At 26.4% G+C, this 18247-nt stretch carries 20 protein-coding genes; 17 read left to right on the top strand and 3 right to left on the bottom strand.

The genetic code is table 11. The annotated features are described in order from the left end of the window. Window position 1 precedes the first annotated feature (1 nt). Complete coding sequence (locus ADFLV_RS09565) at window positions 2–844, top strand: YitT family protein (RefSeq protein WP_129011319.1); 843 nt, start codon at window positions 2–4, stop codon at window positions 842–844. 16 nt (window positions 845–860) lie between these two features. On the opposite strand, the gene ADFLV_RS09560 is transcribed toward ADFLV_RS09565, so the two are convergent. Beyond that, window positions 861–2825 carry a methyl-accepting chemotaxis protein gene (locus ADFLV_RS09560; protein WP_129011318.1) on the bottom strand — a complete coding sequence of 655 codons (1965 nt, stop codon included), beginning with the start codon at window positions 2823–2825 and terminating at the stop codon, window positions 861–863. A gap of 122 nt (window positions 2826–2947) precedes the next feature. Beyond that, a complete protein-coding gene (locus ADFLV_RS09555) occupies window positions 2948–3592 on the bottom strand; it encodes a hypothetical protein (protein WP_129011317.1) in 645 nt (214 codons plus the stop codon). A 117-nt stretch (window positions 3593–3709) separates the two neighbouring features. On the opposite strand from ADFLV_RS09555, the gene ADFLV_RS09550 reads away from it, so the two are divergent. From ADFLV_RS09550 to ADFLV_RS09475, 16 genes are all read left to right on the top strand, one after another. Then, a complete protein-coding gene (locus tag ADFLV_RS09550; RefSeq protein ID WP_129011316.1) occupies window positions 3710–4102 on the top strand; it encodes a NifB/NifX family molybdenum-iron cluster-binding protein in 393 nt (130 codons plus the stop codon). Between the two features lie 123 nt (window positions 4103–4225). Next, the gene (gene hypB, locus ADFLV_RS09545; protein WP_129011315.1) at window positions 4226–4999 is read left to right on the top strand and encodes a hydrogenase nickel incorporation protein HypB; all 774 of its coding nucleotides are present in this window, start codon (window positions 4226–4228) and stop codon (window positions 4997–4999) included. Window positions 5000–5005: 6 nt separating this feature from the next. Next, window positions 5006–5287 (top strand): HypC/HybG/HupF family hydrogenase formation chaperone, encoded by a 282-nt coding sequence (locus tag ADFLV_RS09540; protein ID WP_129011314.1) that lies wholly within the window; start codon window positions 5006–5008, stop codon window positions 5285–5287. Window positions 5288–5291: 4 nt separating this feature from the next. Further along, window positions 5292–6419 carry a hydrogenase formation protein HypD gene (gene hypD / locus ADFLV_RS09535; protein ID WP_129011313.1) on the top strand — a complete coding sequence of 376 codons (1128 nt, stop codon included), beginning with the start codon at window positions 5292–5294 and terminating at the stop codon, window positions 6417–6419. 18 nt (window positions 6420–6437) lie between these two features. Next, a complete protein-coding gene (locus tag ADFLV_RS09530) occupies window positions 6438–7874 on the top strand; it encodes a hypothetical protein (RefSeq protein WP_129011312.1) in 1437 nt (478 codons plus the stop codon). Window positions 7875–7894: 20 nt separating this feature from the next. Next, the gene (locus tag ADFLV_RS09525) at window positions 7895–8251 is read left to right on the top strand and encodes a nucleotide pyrophosphohydrolase (protein ID WP_129011311.1); all 357 of its coding nucleotides are present in this window, start codon (window positions 7895–7897) and stop codon (window positions 8249–8251) included. Continuing rightward, the gene (gene hypE / locus ADFLV_RS09520) at window positions 8252–9250 is read left to right on the top strand and encodes a hydrogenase expression/formation protein HypE (RefSeq protein ID WP_129011310.1); all 999 of its coding nucleotides are present in this window, start codon (window positions 8252–8254) and stop codon (window positions 9248–9250) included. It abuts the gene before it with no gap. Next, window positions 9250–9591 (top strand): hydrogenase/urease nickel incorporation protein HypA, encoded by a 342-nt coding sequence (gene hypA / locus ADFLV_RS09515; protein ID WP_129011309.1) that lies wholly within the window; start codon window positions 9250–9252, stop codon window positions 9589–9591. Before hypE ends, hypA begins: the two co-directional genes overlap by 1 nt. A 93-nt stretch (window positions 9592–9684) precedes the next feature. Then, the gene (locus ADFLV_RS09510) at window positions 9685–10989 is read left to right on the top strand and encodes a sensor domain-containing diguanylate cyclase (protein WP_164968515.1); all 1305 of its coding nucleotides are present in this window, start codon (window positions 9685–9687) and stop codon (window positions 10987–10989) included. A gap of 80 nt (window positions 10990–11069) precedes the next feature. Continuing rightward, complete coding sequence (locus ADFLV_RS09505; RefSeq protein WP_014474511.1) at window positions 11070–11486, top strand: tellurite resistance TerB family protein; 417 nt, start codon at window positions 11070–11072, stop codon at window positions 11484–11486. Window positions 11487–11533: 47 nt separating this feature from the next. After that, window positions 11534–11734, top strand: a complete 201-nt coding sequence (locus tag ADFLV_RS09500) for a hypothetical protein (protein ID WP_014474510.1) — start codon at window positions 11534–11536, stop codon at window positions 11732–11734. Continuing rightward, entirely contained in the window at window positions 11727–11936 is a 210-nt protein-coding gene (locus ADFLV_RS09495; protein ID WP_014474509.1) for a hypothetical protein, read from the top strand. The genes ADFLV_RS09500 and ADFLV_RS09495 overlap by 8 nt, the downstream gene beginning before the upstream one ends. A 115-nt stretch (window positions 11937–12051) precedes the next feature. Beyond that, window positions 12052–12366, top strand: coding sequence for a hypothetical protein (locus ADFLV_RS09490; RefSeq protein ID WP_129011307.1), 315 nt, complete (start codon window positions 12052–12054; stop codon window positions 12364–12366). Next, complete coding sequence (locus tag ADFLV_RS09485; protein ID WP_129011306.1) at window positions 12366–14213, top strand: primosomal protein N'; 1848 nt, start codon at window positions 12366–12368, stop codon at window positions 14211–14213. Before ADFLV_RS09490 ends, ADFLV_RS09485 begins: the two co-directional genes overlap by 1 nt. A gap of 59 nt (window positions 14214–14272) precedes the next feature. Continuing rightward, window positions 14273–15460, top strand: a complete 1188-nt coding sequence (locus ADFLV_RS09480; RefSeq protein ID WP_129011305.1) for a tetrahydrodipicolinate N-succinyltransferase N-terminal domain-containing protein — start codon at window positions 14273–14275, stop codon at window positions 15458–15460. A gap of 139 nt (window positions 15461–15599) precedes the next feature. After that, the gene (locus ADFLV_RS09475; protein ID WP_129011304.1) at window positions 15600–17387 is read left to right on the top strand and encodes an ABC-F family ATP-binding cassette domain-containing protein; all 1788 of its coding nucleotides are present in this window, start codon (window positions 15600–15602) and stop codon (window positions 17385–17387) included. Here the strand turns inward: ADFLV_RS09475 and ADFLV_RS09470 are convergent. Next, a complete protein-coding gene (locus ADFLV_RS09470) occupies window positions 17384–18193 on the bottom strand; it encodes a DUF234 domain-containing protein (RefSeq protein WP_228712385.1) in 810 nt (269 codons plus the stop codon). The genes ADFLV_RS09475 and ADFLV_RS09470 overlap by 4 nt on opposite strands. Window positions 18194–18247 lie beyond the last annotated feature (54 nt).

Below are 18247 nucleotides of genomic sequence, written 5' to 3'. Positions count from 1 at the left end.
TATGAAAAAAATAAATTTAAAACATTATATATTTATAGTATTAGGTTCATTAGCAATGGCATTTGGAACAGTATGTTTTTTGTCTCCAAATCAGATAATTACAGGTGGAGGAGTAGGAATCTCTTTACTTTTACATGCACTTTTTCCTCAAATTACTTTAGGTATTTTTATGGCAATGGTAAGTATTCCATTTTTGATTTTATCTTATGTTTATTTTGGAAAATACTATTTATTTAAAACATTTATTGTAGTAGTACTTTTATCAACTTTTACAGACGTTTTAAAAGAAGTTTTACACGTAAAACCGATGACAAATGATATTTTATTGGCTGCAATTTTTGGTGGGATTTTTATAGGTTTAGGCGTTGGTTTTGTAATAAAAGGAAGAGCATCAACTGGAAGTACTTCGGTTGTTGGAGAAATAGTTGCAAAAAAAACAAAATATAAAGCAGCAGAAGTTTTACTTGTTATTGATGCGACTATTATGTTTGCATCGGTTTTTGTTTACAACGATATAAATAAATCCCTTTATAGTATGCTTAGTGTTTATGTTGGGATTAGAGTTATTGATATGATTTTAACGGGGCGTCCTTCTAAAAAAATAGTAAATATTGTTTCAAATAATGTAGAAGTTTTAAAAGAACAAATAAGAGAAAGAATCGAAGAACATGGTACGATTTTAACAGGAATTGGACTTCATCAAGGACAAAATAAAACTATTATTTATGTTACAGTTGAAGCTAGTAAAATTGATTTATTAAAAAATTTGATAACAAAATATGATCCAGATGCTTTTATGATAATAACAGAAGCTTCAGAGTTTTTAGGCAGAGGTTTAAAATAGCTGATATGAACAAGTTTTAAAAACTTGTCCACTCATCTTCATCTACTTTAGCACATTTTATTTCATCTTTTGGTTTCGAAGAAGTTACTTTTTTTATCTCTTTTTTAGTTATTGTTTTTGTTTCAATATCTTCATTAGTTGAAAGTGCTTTTGCTTTTACTTCATCTTTTCCTATAAATTCTTTGTCATTTGCATTTGAAAGAACTAATTTAGCAATAGTGTCTGTTTGAACAGCAACACTATATGTTTGTGAAGCAATTTGTGCATTTTCTTGTGTTTGTTGGTCTAAAGAGTTGATGGCATGATTTATTTGTTCAATTCCTGCAAGTTGTTCTTTACTTGAAGATTCAACACCTTTTATAAGTTCAATAGTTTGTATAATATTTTCATTTAATGCTTTATATCCACTTATCATATCTTCTGATATTTTTTTACCTTGATCTGCTTTTTGTGTAGCACTTTCAACTAGATTTTTTATTTCACGTGCAGCTTCAGCACTTCTACTTGCTAGATTTCGCACTTCTTGTGCAACAACAGCAAATCCTTTTCCAGCTTCTCCAGCAGTTGCAGCTTCAACAGCAGCATTTAGTGAAAGAATATTTGTTTGGAAGGCAATTTGGTCAATAACTGTAATCGCTTCATTTATAGCATTTACTTCTTTGTCTATTTCGTTCATTGCACTTGTTGTTTGACTTGCTAGTGTTTGTCCATTTGTTACAGAACTTGTAACACTTGAAGCAAGTCTTGACATTTGAATAATATTATCTGTGTTGTTTGAAATGTTACTTGAAATCTCTTCAACAGCAGCAGAAGTTTCTTCTAAAGCAACAGCAGCTTCATTTGAATTTTTATTTAATGTATCAACATTCTTAAGTAATATATGACTACTTTCACCTAAAGTTAATCCATTTGATTTATTTTCAACAAGCATTTCATTTATAATATCAGCAAGATTATTTAATCCAACAGTAACTCCACTATTACAACCTCTTATTCTATGTGTAAAATCAAGTTTTGCATATCTTTCTAGTGCATGAGAAATATCATTGATATTAGTACAAACTCTAAGTTGTAAGCTCATTAACATATCATTGATATGAACTCTAAGTTTTTCCATACTTTCAGATTGAACTTTATTTTCAAGTCTTTTGTTTAAGAAACCATTTCTTACTACTTCAACTACTTCATTTATCTCTGATAAAAATTTATTATCTGAATCAATAGTTGTTTTTGTTTTTAAAATATTTTCATTTACAACTTTTGCCATATTCCCAAATTCATCATTTGAACTATCATCTAACATTTCAACTGATGAGTTTTCTTTATTTACATAACCAAAGAAACTTAATAATCCTTTTTGAAAATTATTTAAAGAGTTAATTAGTTGATTTGATAAAAACATTGAGAAAGTTACAAAAAATAATATTGCTATTATGGCAATAATAATTAAAACATTATTCATTGTTATTTCTGATGAATTTTTTAATTCGATAGCATTTTTATTTATAATTGATAATTTATCTTCAAGTTCAAGTCCAACATCAACCATATCTTTTATTATTTTTTGAACTTCAGGGCTTTCTTTTAATATATCATTATTAAATTCTGTAACTCTTTTAGAATAAAATTTATCAAAATTTTCAATGTATTTTTTTGATAATTCTAAGATTTTATTTGATAAATCAATATTTTCTTTTTCAATCAATAGAGGTTTTAAACTGTTAACATAATTATCAAACTCTTTGAAGTCATTTTTTACATTTTGGGCTGTATTTTCACTAGGTGTTCTAAGAAATTGATAGACGGAAATACGACCTTTTAATAGTTGTTGTATGAACAAATCTGTTTGTGAAGCAACATGAATTCTTCCATTTGAAATACTATTAAAATAGCTAAAGACAAAAGCTGAAACAATAACAATAATGATAAATGTTACAGGTAAAAGAAATAACTTCTTCTTCGTTGAGAAACTTTTTAACATGAGAACACCTTTTAAGAAAAAATATAATAATAAGTGAATTTATATAATAATACCATAAATATAGCTTAAAGTATGAAGAAAAAAATTATAATTAAGATAAAATAAAATTATAATATAATTTTTTAAGAAAGAAAAAATAACTGATTTAGTATCTCTATTTGTTCTTCTTTTTGATAGTTAAATTTAAATTCATATTCTTTTAAATAGAAAAAAAAGTTATCTTCATCAAAACCTTTATACTTTTTTAGGTTCGATTCAAGATATTTCCAAAATTCATTTAATTTTGTTTGATGAGAGTTTTTTGAGTGTATTTTATACCAGTTTAGATATTGAATAAAACCATCTTCTACATCAAAAGCTCGATTTCCAACTTTTGGCATAAGTAAAGTGTAGATTCTTTCATTTGAGTAAAAACCTATAATATTTACTGCTTGGCTTAAAGATTTTCTTTTTTTCTTTTTTTCTCTTTCTTTTATATAATAAAACTCTTCATATTCTGTATAGTCTTTTATTGAATTGTGATATTCTTCTTCTAAAAAAATAGCAATTTTTTTTCTAAATAAATCAAATCTATCTTTTACAGTTTTGTAATTTAATCTCAATTCTTTTGCTGTTTCAAGTGCATTTTTATCTTCACAAAATTTTTTTATAATAGATTCATCTTTTTTTATTTTTTTTAGAGATAATTTTTTTGCACAAGTTTTGCATTTGATATAATCATCTGCAAGGATATAAAAGGTAGTATTTTTACAGTTTGGGCAAATCATAAGAAGTATTTTATCATTTTTGTATTATTAAATAATAAAATTTTTATATGGAGTGATAATTGCATTATCTAAATATTAAGGTAAGATATATTTAAACAAAAATAAGGTGGTACAAAAATGAAAATAGCAATTCCAGTAAAAGATGAAAGTTTGACATTTTTTAATAATGCAGGACATACTCCAAAATTTGCTATATATGATTTATTAGGTTCAGGAATATTTAAATCATTTAAGTTAAATTCTATAATAACAAACCCAAGAACTGATTTGGATCATGACCATGCAGAAGAAGATCATGCTTGTGAGCATGCTCATGATGATGAAGAACATATAAAAGAACACAATAAAATGGGGATAGCACTAAAAGAGTGCAATTATATAGTTGTTAAAAAAGCATGTAAAAATACAGCAAACTCTTTTACTTCTCAAGGTATAAAACTTGTTAAATATAATGGTGAAGCAAATGATGTAAATACTATTTTAAAAGAAACATCAGCACAATTTATTTAAAAACTTGTTCTAAATATATATAAGTGATTTAATATTGTTATATGATATTTAGACTTTTTGAGTTAAACTATTTAAAATGAATAAATATTCACCAAAAATAGTTTAAACAAAAAGGAAAAATATATGTGTAAAGATTGCGGTTGTACAATAGCAGGACAAGAACATCATCATGAACATCATTCACATGAACATAGTGCATCTCACCAAGCAGCTCACGAAACACTTCATCATAATCCTCAATTAAATGATGCAAAAACAATCTCAGTTATTCAAAAAATCTTAGATAAAAATGACCACGAAGCAGCTCACAATAGAGCTCATTTTGATAATCATAAAGTTTTAGGAATAAACTTAATGAGTAGTCCTGGAAGTGGAAAAACTACGCTTTTAGAAAATATTGCTGATATGGTAGATTTTAAATTTGCAGTAGTTGAAGGTGATTTAGAAACTTCAAGGGATGCAGATAGATTAAAAGCAAAAGGAATAAATGCTGTTCAAATACAAACAGGAAGTGCATGTCATTTAGATGCGTTTATGGTTCATAAAGGTTTACATGATATCTCTTTAGATGGTATTGATGTTTGTTTTGTGGAAAATGTAGGAAATCTAGTATGTCCAGCATCTTATGATGTGGGAACTCACTTAAATATCGTTCTTGTTTCAGTTCCTGAAGGAGAAGATAAAATAGCAAAATATCCAGTTATGTTTAGAAGTGCTGATTTAATACTTATTACAAAAACAGATTTACTTCCATATTTTGATTATGATATTGAAAAAGAGAAAATGGAAGCTAGAAAACTAAAACCAAATGTAGATATTTTAGAAGTAAATATCAAAGATAAACAATCACTTCAAAATGTAATTGATTGGATTAATTTCAAAAGAAAGATGAGATAGAAGTATATGTGTTTATCAATACCTTCAAAAATTAAAAGTATAGATACAGAAATGAACACTTGCGTAGTTGATACTATGGGAGTTGAAAGAAGTGCTAGTTTAGACTTAATAGACCAAGATGTAAAAATTGGAGATTATGTTTTAATTCATATTGGTTTTGCAATGAATAAAATAGATGAAGAGGATGCTTTAGAATCTTTAAAAGTCTATCAAGAAATCATAGATAAGATGGAAGAAAATGATCGCTTAGCAACTATTGAAGAAGCTGAAAATTGCCCAAATAGATAATATCATGGAAAAAGAATTACAATTAAAAGATTTATACGATGGTTTTAGAGATGCTAAAACTATAAAAGCATTTAAACAAATCATTGATGAAGATTTAAAAGATTATGATGGAACTATAAATATCATGGAAGTTTGTGGAGGACATACACATACTATTATGAAGTATGGAATACCACAACTAATAAACAAAAAAATAAACTTTATCCATGGTCCAGGATGTCCTGTTTGTGTTATGCCAAAAGATAGAATAGATAGTGCTTATGAGTTGAGCCTTCAAAAAGATGTAATACTTGTAACACTTGGAGATATGATAAAAGTTCCAGGGAGTAAGGGAAGTTTACAAAAGGCAAGAAGTGAAGGTGCTGATGTAAGATTTGTTTATTCTCCTATGGATTGTCTTAAAATTGCAGATGAAAATCAAGATAAAACAGTAGTATTTTTTGCAATTGGTTTTGAAACAACAACTCCAATGACTTGTGCTTTACTAGAACAAGTTATAAAACAAGATATAAAAAATATTCTTTTTCATATAAATCATATAACAGTTCCTGAAGTTATGCGTGTATTAGTACAAAATAGTGATTGTAAGATAAATGCTTTTTTAGGACCATCACATGTTAGCGTAATAAGTGGAAGTAAAATATATGAAGAGTTTCCAAGGGATTATAATAAACCAGTTGTTGTAAGTGGATTTGAACCAGTAGATGTGATGCAAAGTATCTCTATGATAGTAAAACAGTTTAAAGAAAAAAGAGCCAATTTAGAAGTAGAGTATAAAAGACTTGTTTCTTATGAGGGAAATCTAAAAGCACAAGAGCTTATAAATAAATACTTCAAAAAAGTTCCTTTCAAATTTAGAGGAGTGGGTGAGGTAGAAGAAAGTGGTTATGAACTAAAAGATGAATATAGTAAATATAATGCAAAAATAGTTTATAAAGATATATTACCAACTAGCGAAGTAAAAGAGAATAAAGCTTGTAAATGCCCTGAGATTTTAATGGGAGTTGCAAAACCAACTGATTGTAAAATCTTTGGAAATGTATGTACTCCAACAAACCCAGTTGGCTCTTGTATGGTTAGTAGTGAAGGTGCTTGTAGTGCTTATTATAAATATGGGAATTTGATAAATTAAAAAAAAGAGAACAAAACAGTGAGTTTATTTGAAATAGAATTGAATAGCGAATTTAAAATACTTAATTCAAAAATTTTTTTTGATGAAAAAAAATTAAAAAAATATTACAAATTAAATAAACTAAATGATAATTATGATGACGATATTAAAGAGATGATAGAAGAACATAAGTTATATATACATCAAGATTTATTTGTAATTAATAATTATAAATATGAATTTGATGAAATTAATAATATGATTTTATCAAATATTTATAAGTCAAATGCTAATTCAACTGAACATCTTGTATATCCTGAATGGTTGTTGTTTCTCATTAGTATAAAAAAAGAAAAAGTACGATTTATTAATGAAAAAGAATTTTATAAATATTTAGAGTATTTTAAATATATTGCAGAAATAAGATACAAAAATTATATTATAAGAAATGTAAGAAATTATATCAATTTTAAAGAATTGGGAAAAGTTTCTGATATAGAAAATTCTTTACATGATAGTTTATTAGAGTATTTGAAAAAATCAGAATATGAAACTAAAGAGTTATATGAATATTTAAATTTCTTATATAGATTTCATCAAGAATTAAAGGATAATGAAAAATATAAACTTATGTGGAATATAGAAGTTTATATACAAGAAACAATTGTACTTTTACTTGATAAAGAAATTTCTTTAAAAGAAATATATGAAGAAGTCTATAAGTATATGAGAGGTACTTATTCAGTTTTACATGAAATATATATTTATAAACCTCTGTATGTAGAAGAGAGTAAAAATCATTTTGAATTATATTTAACGAAGATAAATAAATTATTTAATAGTAATATTGATATAAATGATTTTATGTCAATACTTACAAAAAATGATAAGCATAAGGATATTCTTTTTTCTTGTATAGAACTTGATAACAGACTTAATGCTAATAAAATGAATGAACATACAATGGGTGCTATAACAAGAAGTATTGTATTAAGTGTTGAAGAAGTTATTAAAAATTATATATCAATTAAACAATTTGATATGTGTTTAGAGAAATTAGCAAAAGATAGTACTCTTTTTCAGAATTTTAGAATAAAAGAGAAAGAATATTCAAATGGAAATGAACTTTTAAAGTTATTAGATAACTTAATTGAAAAAGATGAGAGAATTTATATTTTAAAAAGAATCAAGTGGAGCAACTATAGAATTCAATCAAATATATTAAATAGTATGTTTCAATTAAATGAAATTTGTTTTAGACCAGAAATATCTTTAGAAAAATATTTAGCTATTTATTATAGTACAAGAAATTATTTAGCACATTATAATATTGATATGAATAAGTTCTTTTGGGGTGAAGATGGACAAAGAAGAATAATATCAAATACGATAAGTTCTGTTATTATAATTTTATATAGAATAGAAGTGATGAAAAAAAATTTTGATAAAGCAATAAAAATTTTAGATAATGTCTAGGAAATATAGGAATTTAAAATATGAACATAGAAAAAATAAAACATAGAATACAAAAATTTAGTGATGATAGAAATTGGGATGAATTTCACAATCCAAAAAATCTAGTTATGGCTTTAAGTGGAGAAGTTGGAGAGTTAAATGAAATATTCCAATGGTTAAACTTTGAAGAGTCAATAAACTTACCTGATGATGTAAAAGAACATACAAAAGAAGAGGTTGCAGATATTGCTATTTATCTTATAAGAATTTGTATGAAGCTTGATATAAATCTTGAAGAAGCTATATTAAATAAGATGACAAAAAATGAAGCTAAATATCCAGCAGAAACATCACAAGGTGGAAGCAAAAAATATAGTAAGAGTAGGGAAAACAGATAAATGACAAAAACAATTACATTAGCCCAAGGAAATGGTGGAGCTGAAAACAATGAACTAATAACAAAGGTATTTTACAATGCTTTTAAAAATGAGATATTAGAAAAAAGTGAAGATGCAGCTATCATAGAAAATGGAAAACTTGCTTTTAGTACAGATAGTTTTACAGTTAGTCCACTTTTTTTTAATGGAGCAAATATAGGAAAACTTGCTATTTGTGGAACTTGCAATGACTTAGCCATGATGGGTGCAAAGCCAAAATATCTTACTTGTTCAGTTATCATAGAAGAGGGCTTTGAAGTAGAACAACTTGAAGTCATAGTAAACTCTATGAAAGAAGAGTTAGCTAAAAATGAAGCGATTATTGTAAGTGGAGATACAAAGGTAGTACCACGTGGTGCAGTTGATAAAATTTTTATAAATACAACTGGAATTGGAGAGATACTTTATAGTGGAATTAGCTCAAATAGTATCACACAAGATGACCTGATACTTGTAAGCAGGGATATTGGAGCTCACGGTGCTACAATCTTTACTGCGCGAGAAGGTATGGATATGCACTCAAACTTAAAAAGTGATTGTAACTCTTTATATCCTCAAGTAAAAGCACTTATTGATAGTGGAGTTAAAATTACAGCTCTTAGAGATGCTACAAGAGGAGGAGTGAGTGCAGTGTTAAACGAGTGGGCAAAACAATCAAATATTTGTATTGAAGTAGAAGAAGAAAATATTCCAGTTAGCGATGAGGTTAAGGGAATTTGTGAAATGCTAGGGTTTGAAGCTACAAATCTAGCAAATGAGGGAACATTTGTACTTGCAATATCAAAAGATGATGTAGCACGTGCAATAGAGGTTTTACACAACTTTCCTGAGGCTTCAAATGCTTGTATCATAGGAAAAGTAACTTCTCAATATCCACAAAAAGTTATTTTAAATAGTTCTTGGGGTACAAAAAGATTTTTAGATACACCAACTGGTGAACTTCTTCCAAGGATTTGCTAGTGCATGAATATAGTATAGTTCAATCATTATTAGAAAGTTGTGAAGAACACGTAAAGGCAAATGACGCAAAAAAAGTTACAAAAGTAGTAGTAAAGATTGGAGTTTTAAGTGGAGTTGAGCCTGATTTACTTCAAACTGCCTTTGATACTTTTAAAGAACAAACCGTCTGCCATGATGCTCAGTTTTTGATAAATGTTCAAAAAATAGAGATTTTATGCCTTGATTGTAATACAAAATCAACTTTAGAAAAACATGAGTTTTCTTGCCCCAAATGTCAAAGTGTAAATATAAAAGTAACAGATGGCGAGGATATGTTTTTGATGAGTTTAGAAATGGAATAAAAGATTATTTTTTATTCTGTTTTATGATTTATTAGCTTTTTCTCTAAATTTGTGATATTATTTTTTCATTGAGTCTATATGAAAGGCTTTAAAATGAAAAAAATTACATTAGAAAGGTTACTTTATAGAAAGTATTTAAAAACATCTTTTATATCAGTATTTTTTATTGGATTATTTTTAATATCTTTTTATTTTATAGTCAATAAAAATATAGTAAATAAAAGTAAAGATTTGATTTTAAGTAATCTTGAAACATTTATATCTTTAATGATTGATAACCAATCAAAAATAAAAACTGAACAATTTTTAGAATATCTATCAAATAAAAATTATCCATACAATGGTAAAATAATAATTCTTGATAATATAGGAAAAATAAAATTTACCAATACAAAATTAGGAAATCTTTTAGGTATAGAAAAAGATGATGATATTTTCAAAAATAATACTTACAAAATAAGTTATTATTTTAAAGATATCTTAGCTGAAAAAATCGTAGAAAAAATTGTATTAGATAATGAAAACTATTTAATCTTTTCAAAAAAATTATCAAATTCTTCCTTTTATTTAGTTTGTTTTATAGATGAAAAAGAGATTTTAAAAGAGATTAATATCTTAGTTGAGTATTGTAGAAATTTGGAGTTTATACTTATTTTTGGAATAGTTATATTTTATTTAATTTCATTTTTTTATATCTCTTTTAATGCAAAAAATTTTGTTTATAAAATAAATCAACCATTATCTAAAATTGTAGATTTAACGAAAACTTTTGGTAAAAAAGATGCATCTATTGAATTAGAATCTTGTGGAATTTTTGAAATAGATAGATTAAGTTGTAATTTCACAAAAATGCTAAAAGAGTTAGATAACAGAACAAAAGAATTGATTTTAGAAGAGACAAAGAGAGCTTATCAAGAAAGTTTAGCTAATACAGATGCTTTAACAGGTGCTTACAACAGAAGGTATCTTTATAATTTTTCAGAACAATATTTAAAAATAATAAAAAGAGAAAATAAAGAGTTATCTTTACTCTTATTAGATTTAGATGATTTTAAAAAAATAAATGATACTTTTGGACATGAAATTGGTGATATTGTGATTAAAGAATTAGTTAAAATATCAAAAAATTGTATAAGAGACAATGATTTGATAATAAGACTAGGAGGTGATGAATTTGTTATTTTATTACCAAATACTTATGTTGAAGATGCAAGAAAAGTTGCAATGAAAATTATTGATAAAATTAATGAGTATAATAAAAATAAAGAGTTTAATTTTACTATTAGTGTGGGAGTATCGCACTATCAAAAAGGTGATATATCTATTGACAATTTAATTTCAAGAGCAGATGATTCTTTATATGAAGCAAAAAGAGTTGGAAAGAATTGTGTTATTTAGATTTATATAAAATATTATTTATTGATTGTTAACTTATTTTTATTATAATATGCAAATATATATAAATAGGAAATGAATAAATGTTATTAATGAAGTTACAATCTAAAGAAAAGTTTTCTTTCTTGCAATTAGCTCACTATTTAGCAAGAATTGATAATAAATTTGGGGAAAGAGAAGAAGAAATAATATCTGAATATTGTACAGAAATGGGAATTGAAAATCTTGATTCTTTTGATATGGAAAATTTTAGTTTAGATAATATTTTAAAAGACTTTAAATCTGAATCGAGTAAAAGAATTGTAATTTTAGAATTAATGATTTTGATTCATATAGATCATAGTTTTAATATAAACGAACAAAAATTGATGGAAAAAATATCAATAAGTTTTGGTATTGATTTAGACGATGTTAATGATTATTCTCAATGGGGAAAATCAGTTGCTATGCTTTATGAAGTAGCAAAAATTTTCATAAATGAGAAAAAAAAGATTCAATAAAAATATTTTAAACTTAAATAATAAGAAATTTTAGATAAAATCTTCTTATGGAAATAATAGAAACATTAAATAATAAAATTGATAAATTAATTCATGATTATGAAAAGCTAAAGTTAGAGAATCTTTCGTTGATTCAGGAACTTGAGAAGTTAAAAAATGAAAATGATGAATTAGTTAGAAATAATCAAGATATGTTTTTAAGAATCGATAGTACATTAACATTGATAAAGGCACAAAAGAGTGAATAAAGAAGTTACATTCCATATAAATAATATGGCTTATACTGTAAATGTTGATGAAAAAATATACAAAGAATTAACTAAATATTTAGATTTAAATAAAAATAATGATACAAAAGATTTATTGATAGCATATCTTCAATTATCTCAAGATTATCATCTTTTTAAAAAAGATGTTGAAGATATTACAAATAAACTAGCAAGGTTTTAATATCAAAAGTTTTTCTTTATTAGAAATAATTATAGCAATAGTAGTAATAGCTATAATTATCTCTTTTTCAATTCCCAAATTAACTCAAATAAATAATAAATCAAGTTTAGTATCATTGAAATCTGAGATATATTTAATTCAAAACGGAATAACAAAACTAAAAAGTAAAAATGTACTTTTAGGAAATTCAAATGAAATTGATTCTTTGGATGATGCTTCAATAAATAAAAAAGCAGAAAAACTTTTTTCAAAAATAGTTGATTTTTCAGTTACATCAACTGATACAATTGAAAAAAAGATAGGAAGTTGGTCAAAACTTTCATCAAAAAATTATACTTTTTATTTACCTTCAAATTCTGTTTTATTTGCTTTTGAAAATGGAACTTTTGTTTGTAAAAGTGAAGAAAATATTTGTAAAGAGGTAGAATAGTGTATTTTTATGAAGTTGCAATTTTAAGGTCACCTCTAAATAATTTGACATATCAAAGTGAAAATAAAATTGAAATTGGAACAAAGGTTTTAATAAAACTAAGACAAAGAAAAGTTTTAGATGAAGCTGTAATCATAAAAGAAGTGGAAAAACCAACTTTTAAATGTACTGATATAAACGAAATTACAAATGAATTTTATGATGAAAAAATGCTTCAAATTTCATCTTTTGTTTCTCAATATTATGTTTGTTCTCTTGGCGAAGCTTTAAGTGTTTATAATGCTTTTGATAAAAATATAAATAAAATTGAAATAGAAGGAAAATTTGATAGTAAAATAGTTTTATCAAGTTTTCAAGAAAAAGCAAAAGAATTTTTAAAAGAAAAAAAACAAGCACTTTTATTTGCAAATACAGGTGCTGGAAAAACAGAAATTTATATAAAAATTATTGAAGAACATCTAAATAACCAAAAACAAGCTGTTTTATTGATGCCTGAGATTTCTTTGACTCCACAAATGCAAAAAAGATTAGAAAAAGTTTTTGGAAAAAGTGTAGCTATTTGGCACTCAAAAATTACTAAAAAAAAGAAAGTAGAGATTTTAAAAGGTCTACAAGAAGGAAGCATAAAACTAATAGCAGGTGCTAGGTCTGCACTTTTTTTACCATATTCAAATCTTGGAGTAATTGTTGTTGATGAAGAGAATGATGATTCATATAAAAGTGATTCAAAACCAAGATTTCATACTAAAGATTTAGCAATTTATATAGCAAAAAAATTTGATTTACAACTTGTTCTTGGAAGTGCAACTGTAAGTACAAGTTCTTTTTATAAAATCCCATTTTTTAGACTTGATGAGACTTATCACAAAACAAAAAAATTATATAGTTTTGAAGATAGCGATGCAAATTTATCTTCAAAAGTTATAGATAAAATAGATAAAACGTTAAAAAGTAATAATCAAGTAATTGTATTTTTACCTACACGAGCAAATTTTAAATATCAGATTTGTACAACTTGTGGAAAATCTGTAGAGTGTCCTTTTTGTTCTGTTTCTATGAGTTTACATAAAAATGATTTGGCTTTAAAATGCCACTATTGTGGATATACTCAAAAAATTCCAGATTCATGTCCATCTTGTAATAATGGAATTATTCATAATCTAAGAGTTGGAACTGCTCAAATTGAAGAGGAGTTAAAACTAATTTTCCCTGATAAAACTATTAAAAGATTTGATAGAGATGAAATAAAAACTGATAATCAATTAAAAACAGTTTTAAATGATTTTAATGATGGAAAAATAGATATTCTTGTTGGAACTCAAATGCTTTCAAAAGGGCATGATTATCATAATGTAAAACTTGCTGTTGTTTTAGGAATTGATTCAGTTTTAAATATGAATTCATATAAAGCAAGGGAAAAGGCTCTCTCACTACTTATTCAAATAGCAGGACGAAGTGGACGAAGTGGTGAAGGTGAAGTAATAATTCAAACAAAAAATCAAGATTTTTTTAATCACTATTTAAATGAGTCAAACTATTTAGAGTTTTTGGAAGAAGAACTTGAATTTAGAAAAGATTTTTATCCACCATTTTTAAAACTTGCAAAAGTGATGTTTTCTCACTCAAATGGTCTTAAAGTTAAAGATGAAATGGATTCGTATGTAAAACTTTTTAAAGAAAATAAAGATATTGAAGTTGTAGGTTTTGGTCAAAGTCCTATTTTCAAAATGTCAAATAAATATAGATATGAGATACTTCTTCGTTCTTCAAATATAAAAGCATTATTACAAGCTCTACATTCTGTACAAACGCCCAATGCAACTATTGATATGGATACAATTTATTAATTAACCTTATATTAGTCAACTTTATTGTAAAATACACCAAAAATTTAATAGGAGAACTAATGGCTTATACAAAAGATGAATTTAAACAATTAGTAGATGATATTCAATCACAACCTTGGTACAAAAATCCAATCGGATTTGGTATTGCAAAAGTTGATAGAGGACAAATAAATAAAGATAAAATACTACAAGCGACTTTCCCTGTAATAAATTGGAATGAGAATTTTGGAAGTGCAGCAGTATTATTAAACGCTTTAAAAGTTGCTGGAGTTGATGTTGATACATCAAAATCAGAATTAGTATGCAAAATTTCAGATGAATTTTTAACTTCTTGTATTGAAGCTTTTAGACCATTTATTCCAGAAGCAAAAGGTGATGCACATAAAAATGTTCAAGTTGTTTCAACATTAGCATCTTTACCAATAGATTCAGGATTAAGTGCTGATGATTATAGAGTAGTATTTATTTTTGAAGATGCAGCACCTGAATCAACAGAAGCTGTATATTTAAAACTTTATGCACTTTCAACTGGAAAAGCAGCATTAAGAAGTCTTAATTTAAATGGTGCATTTGGTAAATTACACAACTGCGCTTGGATTGGAAATCAACCAATTGAATTAGATTGGTTAAGAGCAAATGAGATTGTATTAAAACTTTCAGGTAAATATCCAAATATTGATTTTGTTGATAAATTCCCAAGATTCTTACAACACATTATTCCTGCTGATAATACAAGAATTTTAGAGTCTTCAAAAGTTAGAATGGGAGCACAATTAGCTGCTGGAACTACAGTTATGCCAGGTGCTGCTTATATCAACTTCAATGCTGGAACTTTAGGTTCAGTTATGGTTGAAGGAAGAATCTCTTCAAGTGCTGTTGTTGGAGCTGGGTCTGATGTTGGTGGAGGAGCTTCAATTCTAGGAGTTTTATCTGGAACTGATGGTGTGCCTGTTACTATTGGAGAAAACACACTTTTAGGAGCAAATTCTTGTACTGGAACAACTATCGGTGATGGTTGTATTTTAGATGCAGGTGTTACAATCCTTCCTGGAACAAAAATCGCATTATCTGATAAAGCTGTTGAAGCATTAAAAGCTATAAATCCTGGAAAAGAAATCTCTACTGTTATGAAAGGTAGCGATTTTATCGGAGTAAATGGAGTTCACTTTAGAGTAAATTCTTCAACTGGTCAAACTATTGCTATGAGAAGTACAAGAGAAATCAAACTAAACGCTGATTTACACTAATTTTTATGGTATTTTTTAATTAAAAGGTAAGAAGTTTTCTTCTTACCTTTTTTTATTTTAACTTTCTAATCAACATATAACCACATATATCGTATAATCGCAACCTTAAAAAACAGAATAATACAATAAAAGAAGAATAATGATAGAACTAGTAAACATATCAAAAAGTTATCCAACAAATGAACTTTATAGTAACTTAGATTTAAGATTAAATGCTGGAAATAAAGTTGGACTTGTGGGAAGAAATGGAAGTGGAAAATCAACACTTTTTAAACTAATTTTAGGGGAAGAACAACCAGATAGTGGTGAGATAGCACTTCCTAAAAATTATAAGATAGGTGCTTTAAAGCAATACTTTGATTTTACAGAAAAAACTCTACTTGATGAGACAGCTTTAGCTTTGAGTGAAGATGATAAATATAACATTTATAAAGCTGAAAAGATTTTATTTGGACTTGGATTTTCTCAAGAAGATTTAGAAAAAGCGCCAAAAGAGTTTTCAGGTGGTTATCAAATCAGAATAAACTTAGCAAAACTTCTTTTAACTGAACCAAATATGCTTTTACTTGATGAGCCTACAAACTACTTGGATATTTTATCTATTAGATGGCTAAAAGCCTTTTTAAAATCTTTTGAAGGTGAAGTAATTCTTATCACTCACGATAGAGATTTTATGGATAGTGTTTGTACTCATACTATGGGTATTATTAGAAAAAGTGCTTTTATGGTTCAAGGAAGTACACATAAATTTTATGAACTTTTAGCTTCAAATGAAGAACATTATGAAAAACAAAAAATAGCTCAAGAGAAAAAAATCAAAGAACTTGAAGAGTTTATTGCAAAAAACAAGGCACGTGCAGCAACAGCAACACTAGCTCAATCAAAAGTAAAAATCCTTGAAAAAATGGAAGTTATGGAAGATTTACAATATGATTCAAATCTAAGTTTTAATTTCAATTATAAAGATACAGCAGCAAAATTTTTACTTGAAGTAAAAGATGTGAGTTTTGGATATACACCTGAAAATATTTTGTTTAAAGATATTTCTTTTGCTCTTAGTCGTGGTGAAACTCTTGGAATCATCGGGAAAAATGGTAAAGGTAAATCTACACTATTAAATGTAATTGCAGGAGAATTAAAAGCTTTAACTGGAACAATTGATTATCATACAAGTACAGTTTTTGGACATTTTGGGCAAACAAATATTTCTCATTTAAATAAAAACAATACGATTATGGATGAAATTCACTCTACAAATGTAAAACTTCCTGAGTCAACTATTAGAGGAATAGCTGGATTAATGATGTTCAGTGGAGATAATGCTAAAAAGAAAATTTCACTTCTTTCGGGAGGAGAAAAAAGTAGGGTAATGCTTGGAAAAATTATAGCAAAAGATGTAAACTTACTTTTCCTAGATGAGCCTACAAACCACCTTGATATGGATTCTATTGATGCTCTTACAAATGCAATTAAAGCTTTTGAAGGTTCTTGTATTATTGTAACGCACAGTGAAGATTTATTAAGAGCTGTTTGTGATAGATTGATTGTATTTACAAACGATGGAGCTGATTATTTCAATGGAACTTATGACGAATTTTTAGAAAAAATTGGTTGGGATGAAGATGATACAGTTGAAAAGAAAAAAGTTGAAAAACCAAAAGTAAATAAAAAAGAGAGCAAAAAATTAAGAGCTGCAATTGTTTCTGAAAAAAGTAAAGCAACAGCACCACTTAAAAAAGAGATTCAAGATTTAGAAGAACAAATAGAAAAACTTGAAGATGCACTAGAAGATGCAAGAGTTAAACTTTCAAGAGATATTCCAAAAATTGAAAAAGAGATTGAACAAAAATTTGAATTACTTGAAGCAACTCAATTCAAACTTGATGATATGAATAAAGAGTTTGAAAGAAGAATGAACGAGGTTTAAGCTAATAATAGCTTAAAGCTCTTTGGCGTAAATAGTTTTAAAGAATCACTTTTTAGTGATTTTAACTCATTTGAAAATCCATTTTTACTAAAGATTACAAAGATATCTACATTTAGACCTGCACTTTTACAATCATCCATTAGTTTATTTAATTCATTTTTTTTGATTTTAGAGTTTATATATTTACAATTTCCTGCAATAATTTTTCCACTTGTTGTTTTTGCAACTAAATCTATTTCTCTTTTTTCATCCCAATATTTTCCAAACTGTTTTATTGGGTCTTCACTTAATAAATCTCTGATAAATTCCATTGATAATTCTTCAAATACAAAGTTCCCAAATTCAGCTTGTTTGTTTTCAAAAAGAGTATAAAATTCTTCATAATTTTTCTCTTTTATACCTTTATAAATTGGAGAAACAAAAGCAAACCAAAATCTTAAAAATGGTGTAGTAAATAGAAGTTTTCTTGCAACTTTGTCATCACCTCTTTTATTTGCTAAGTGATGTTGAGATGATTCAACTTCTATTATTCCTCTTTCAACTAATTTTTCAACACATTTAGAACCTTCTTCAAAACTAACAAATGCTCTTTTAAAAGATGAATTTGTTCTTCTATCGCCTTGAGCTATTCCTGTTAAAATAGCATGGTCAACTTTATAACCACCTGTTAAACTGTGAATTTCATTTCTTAATTGTAAATAGTTATTTAAAATATGTTGTTCTATTAGTTCTAGTATTGGTTTGTTTGTATCTATTTTTATATTTAAACCACCAAATACTATAAAGTATTGAACAGCTTTTTCCATATCTGTGATGTTGTTTTCTTTACAAAAAATTCTAAATTGATTTTTTGTTGATTG

The organism is Arcobacter defluvii (assembly GCF_013201725.1).
Lineage (GTDB): Bacteria > Campylobacterota > Campylobacteria > Campylobacterales > Arcobacteraceae > Aliarcobacter > Aliarcobacter defluvii.
The sequence above is the reverse complement of the archived record's forward strand: the minus strand, read 5'-3'. Positions and strand labels throughout refer to the sequence as shown.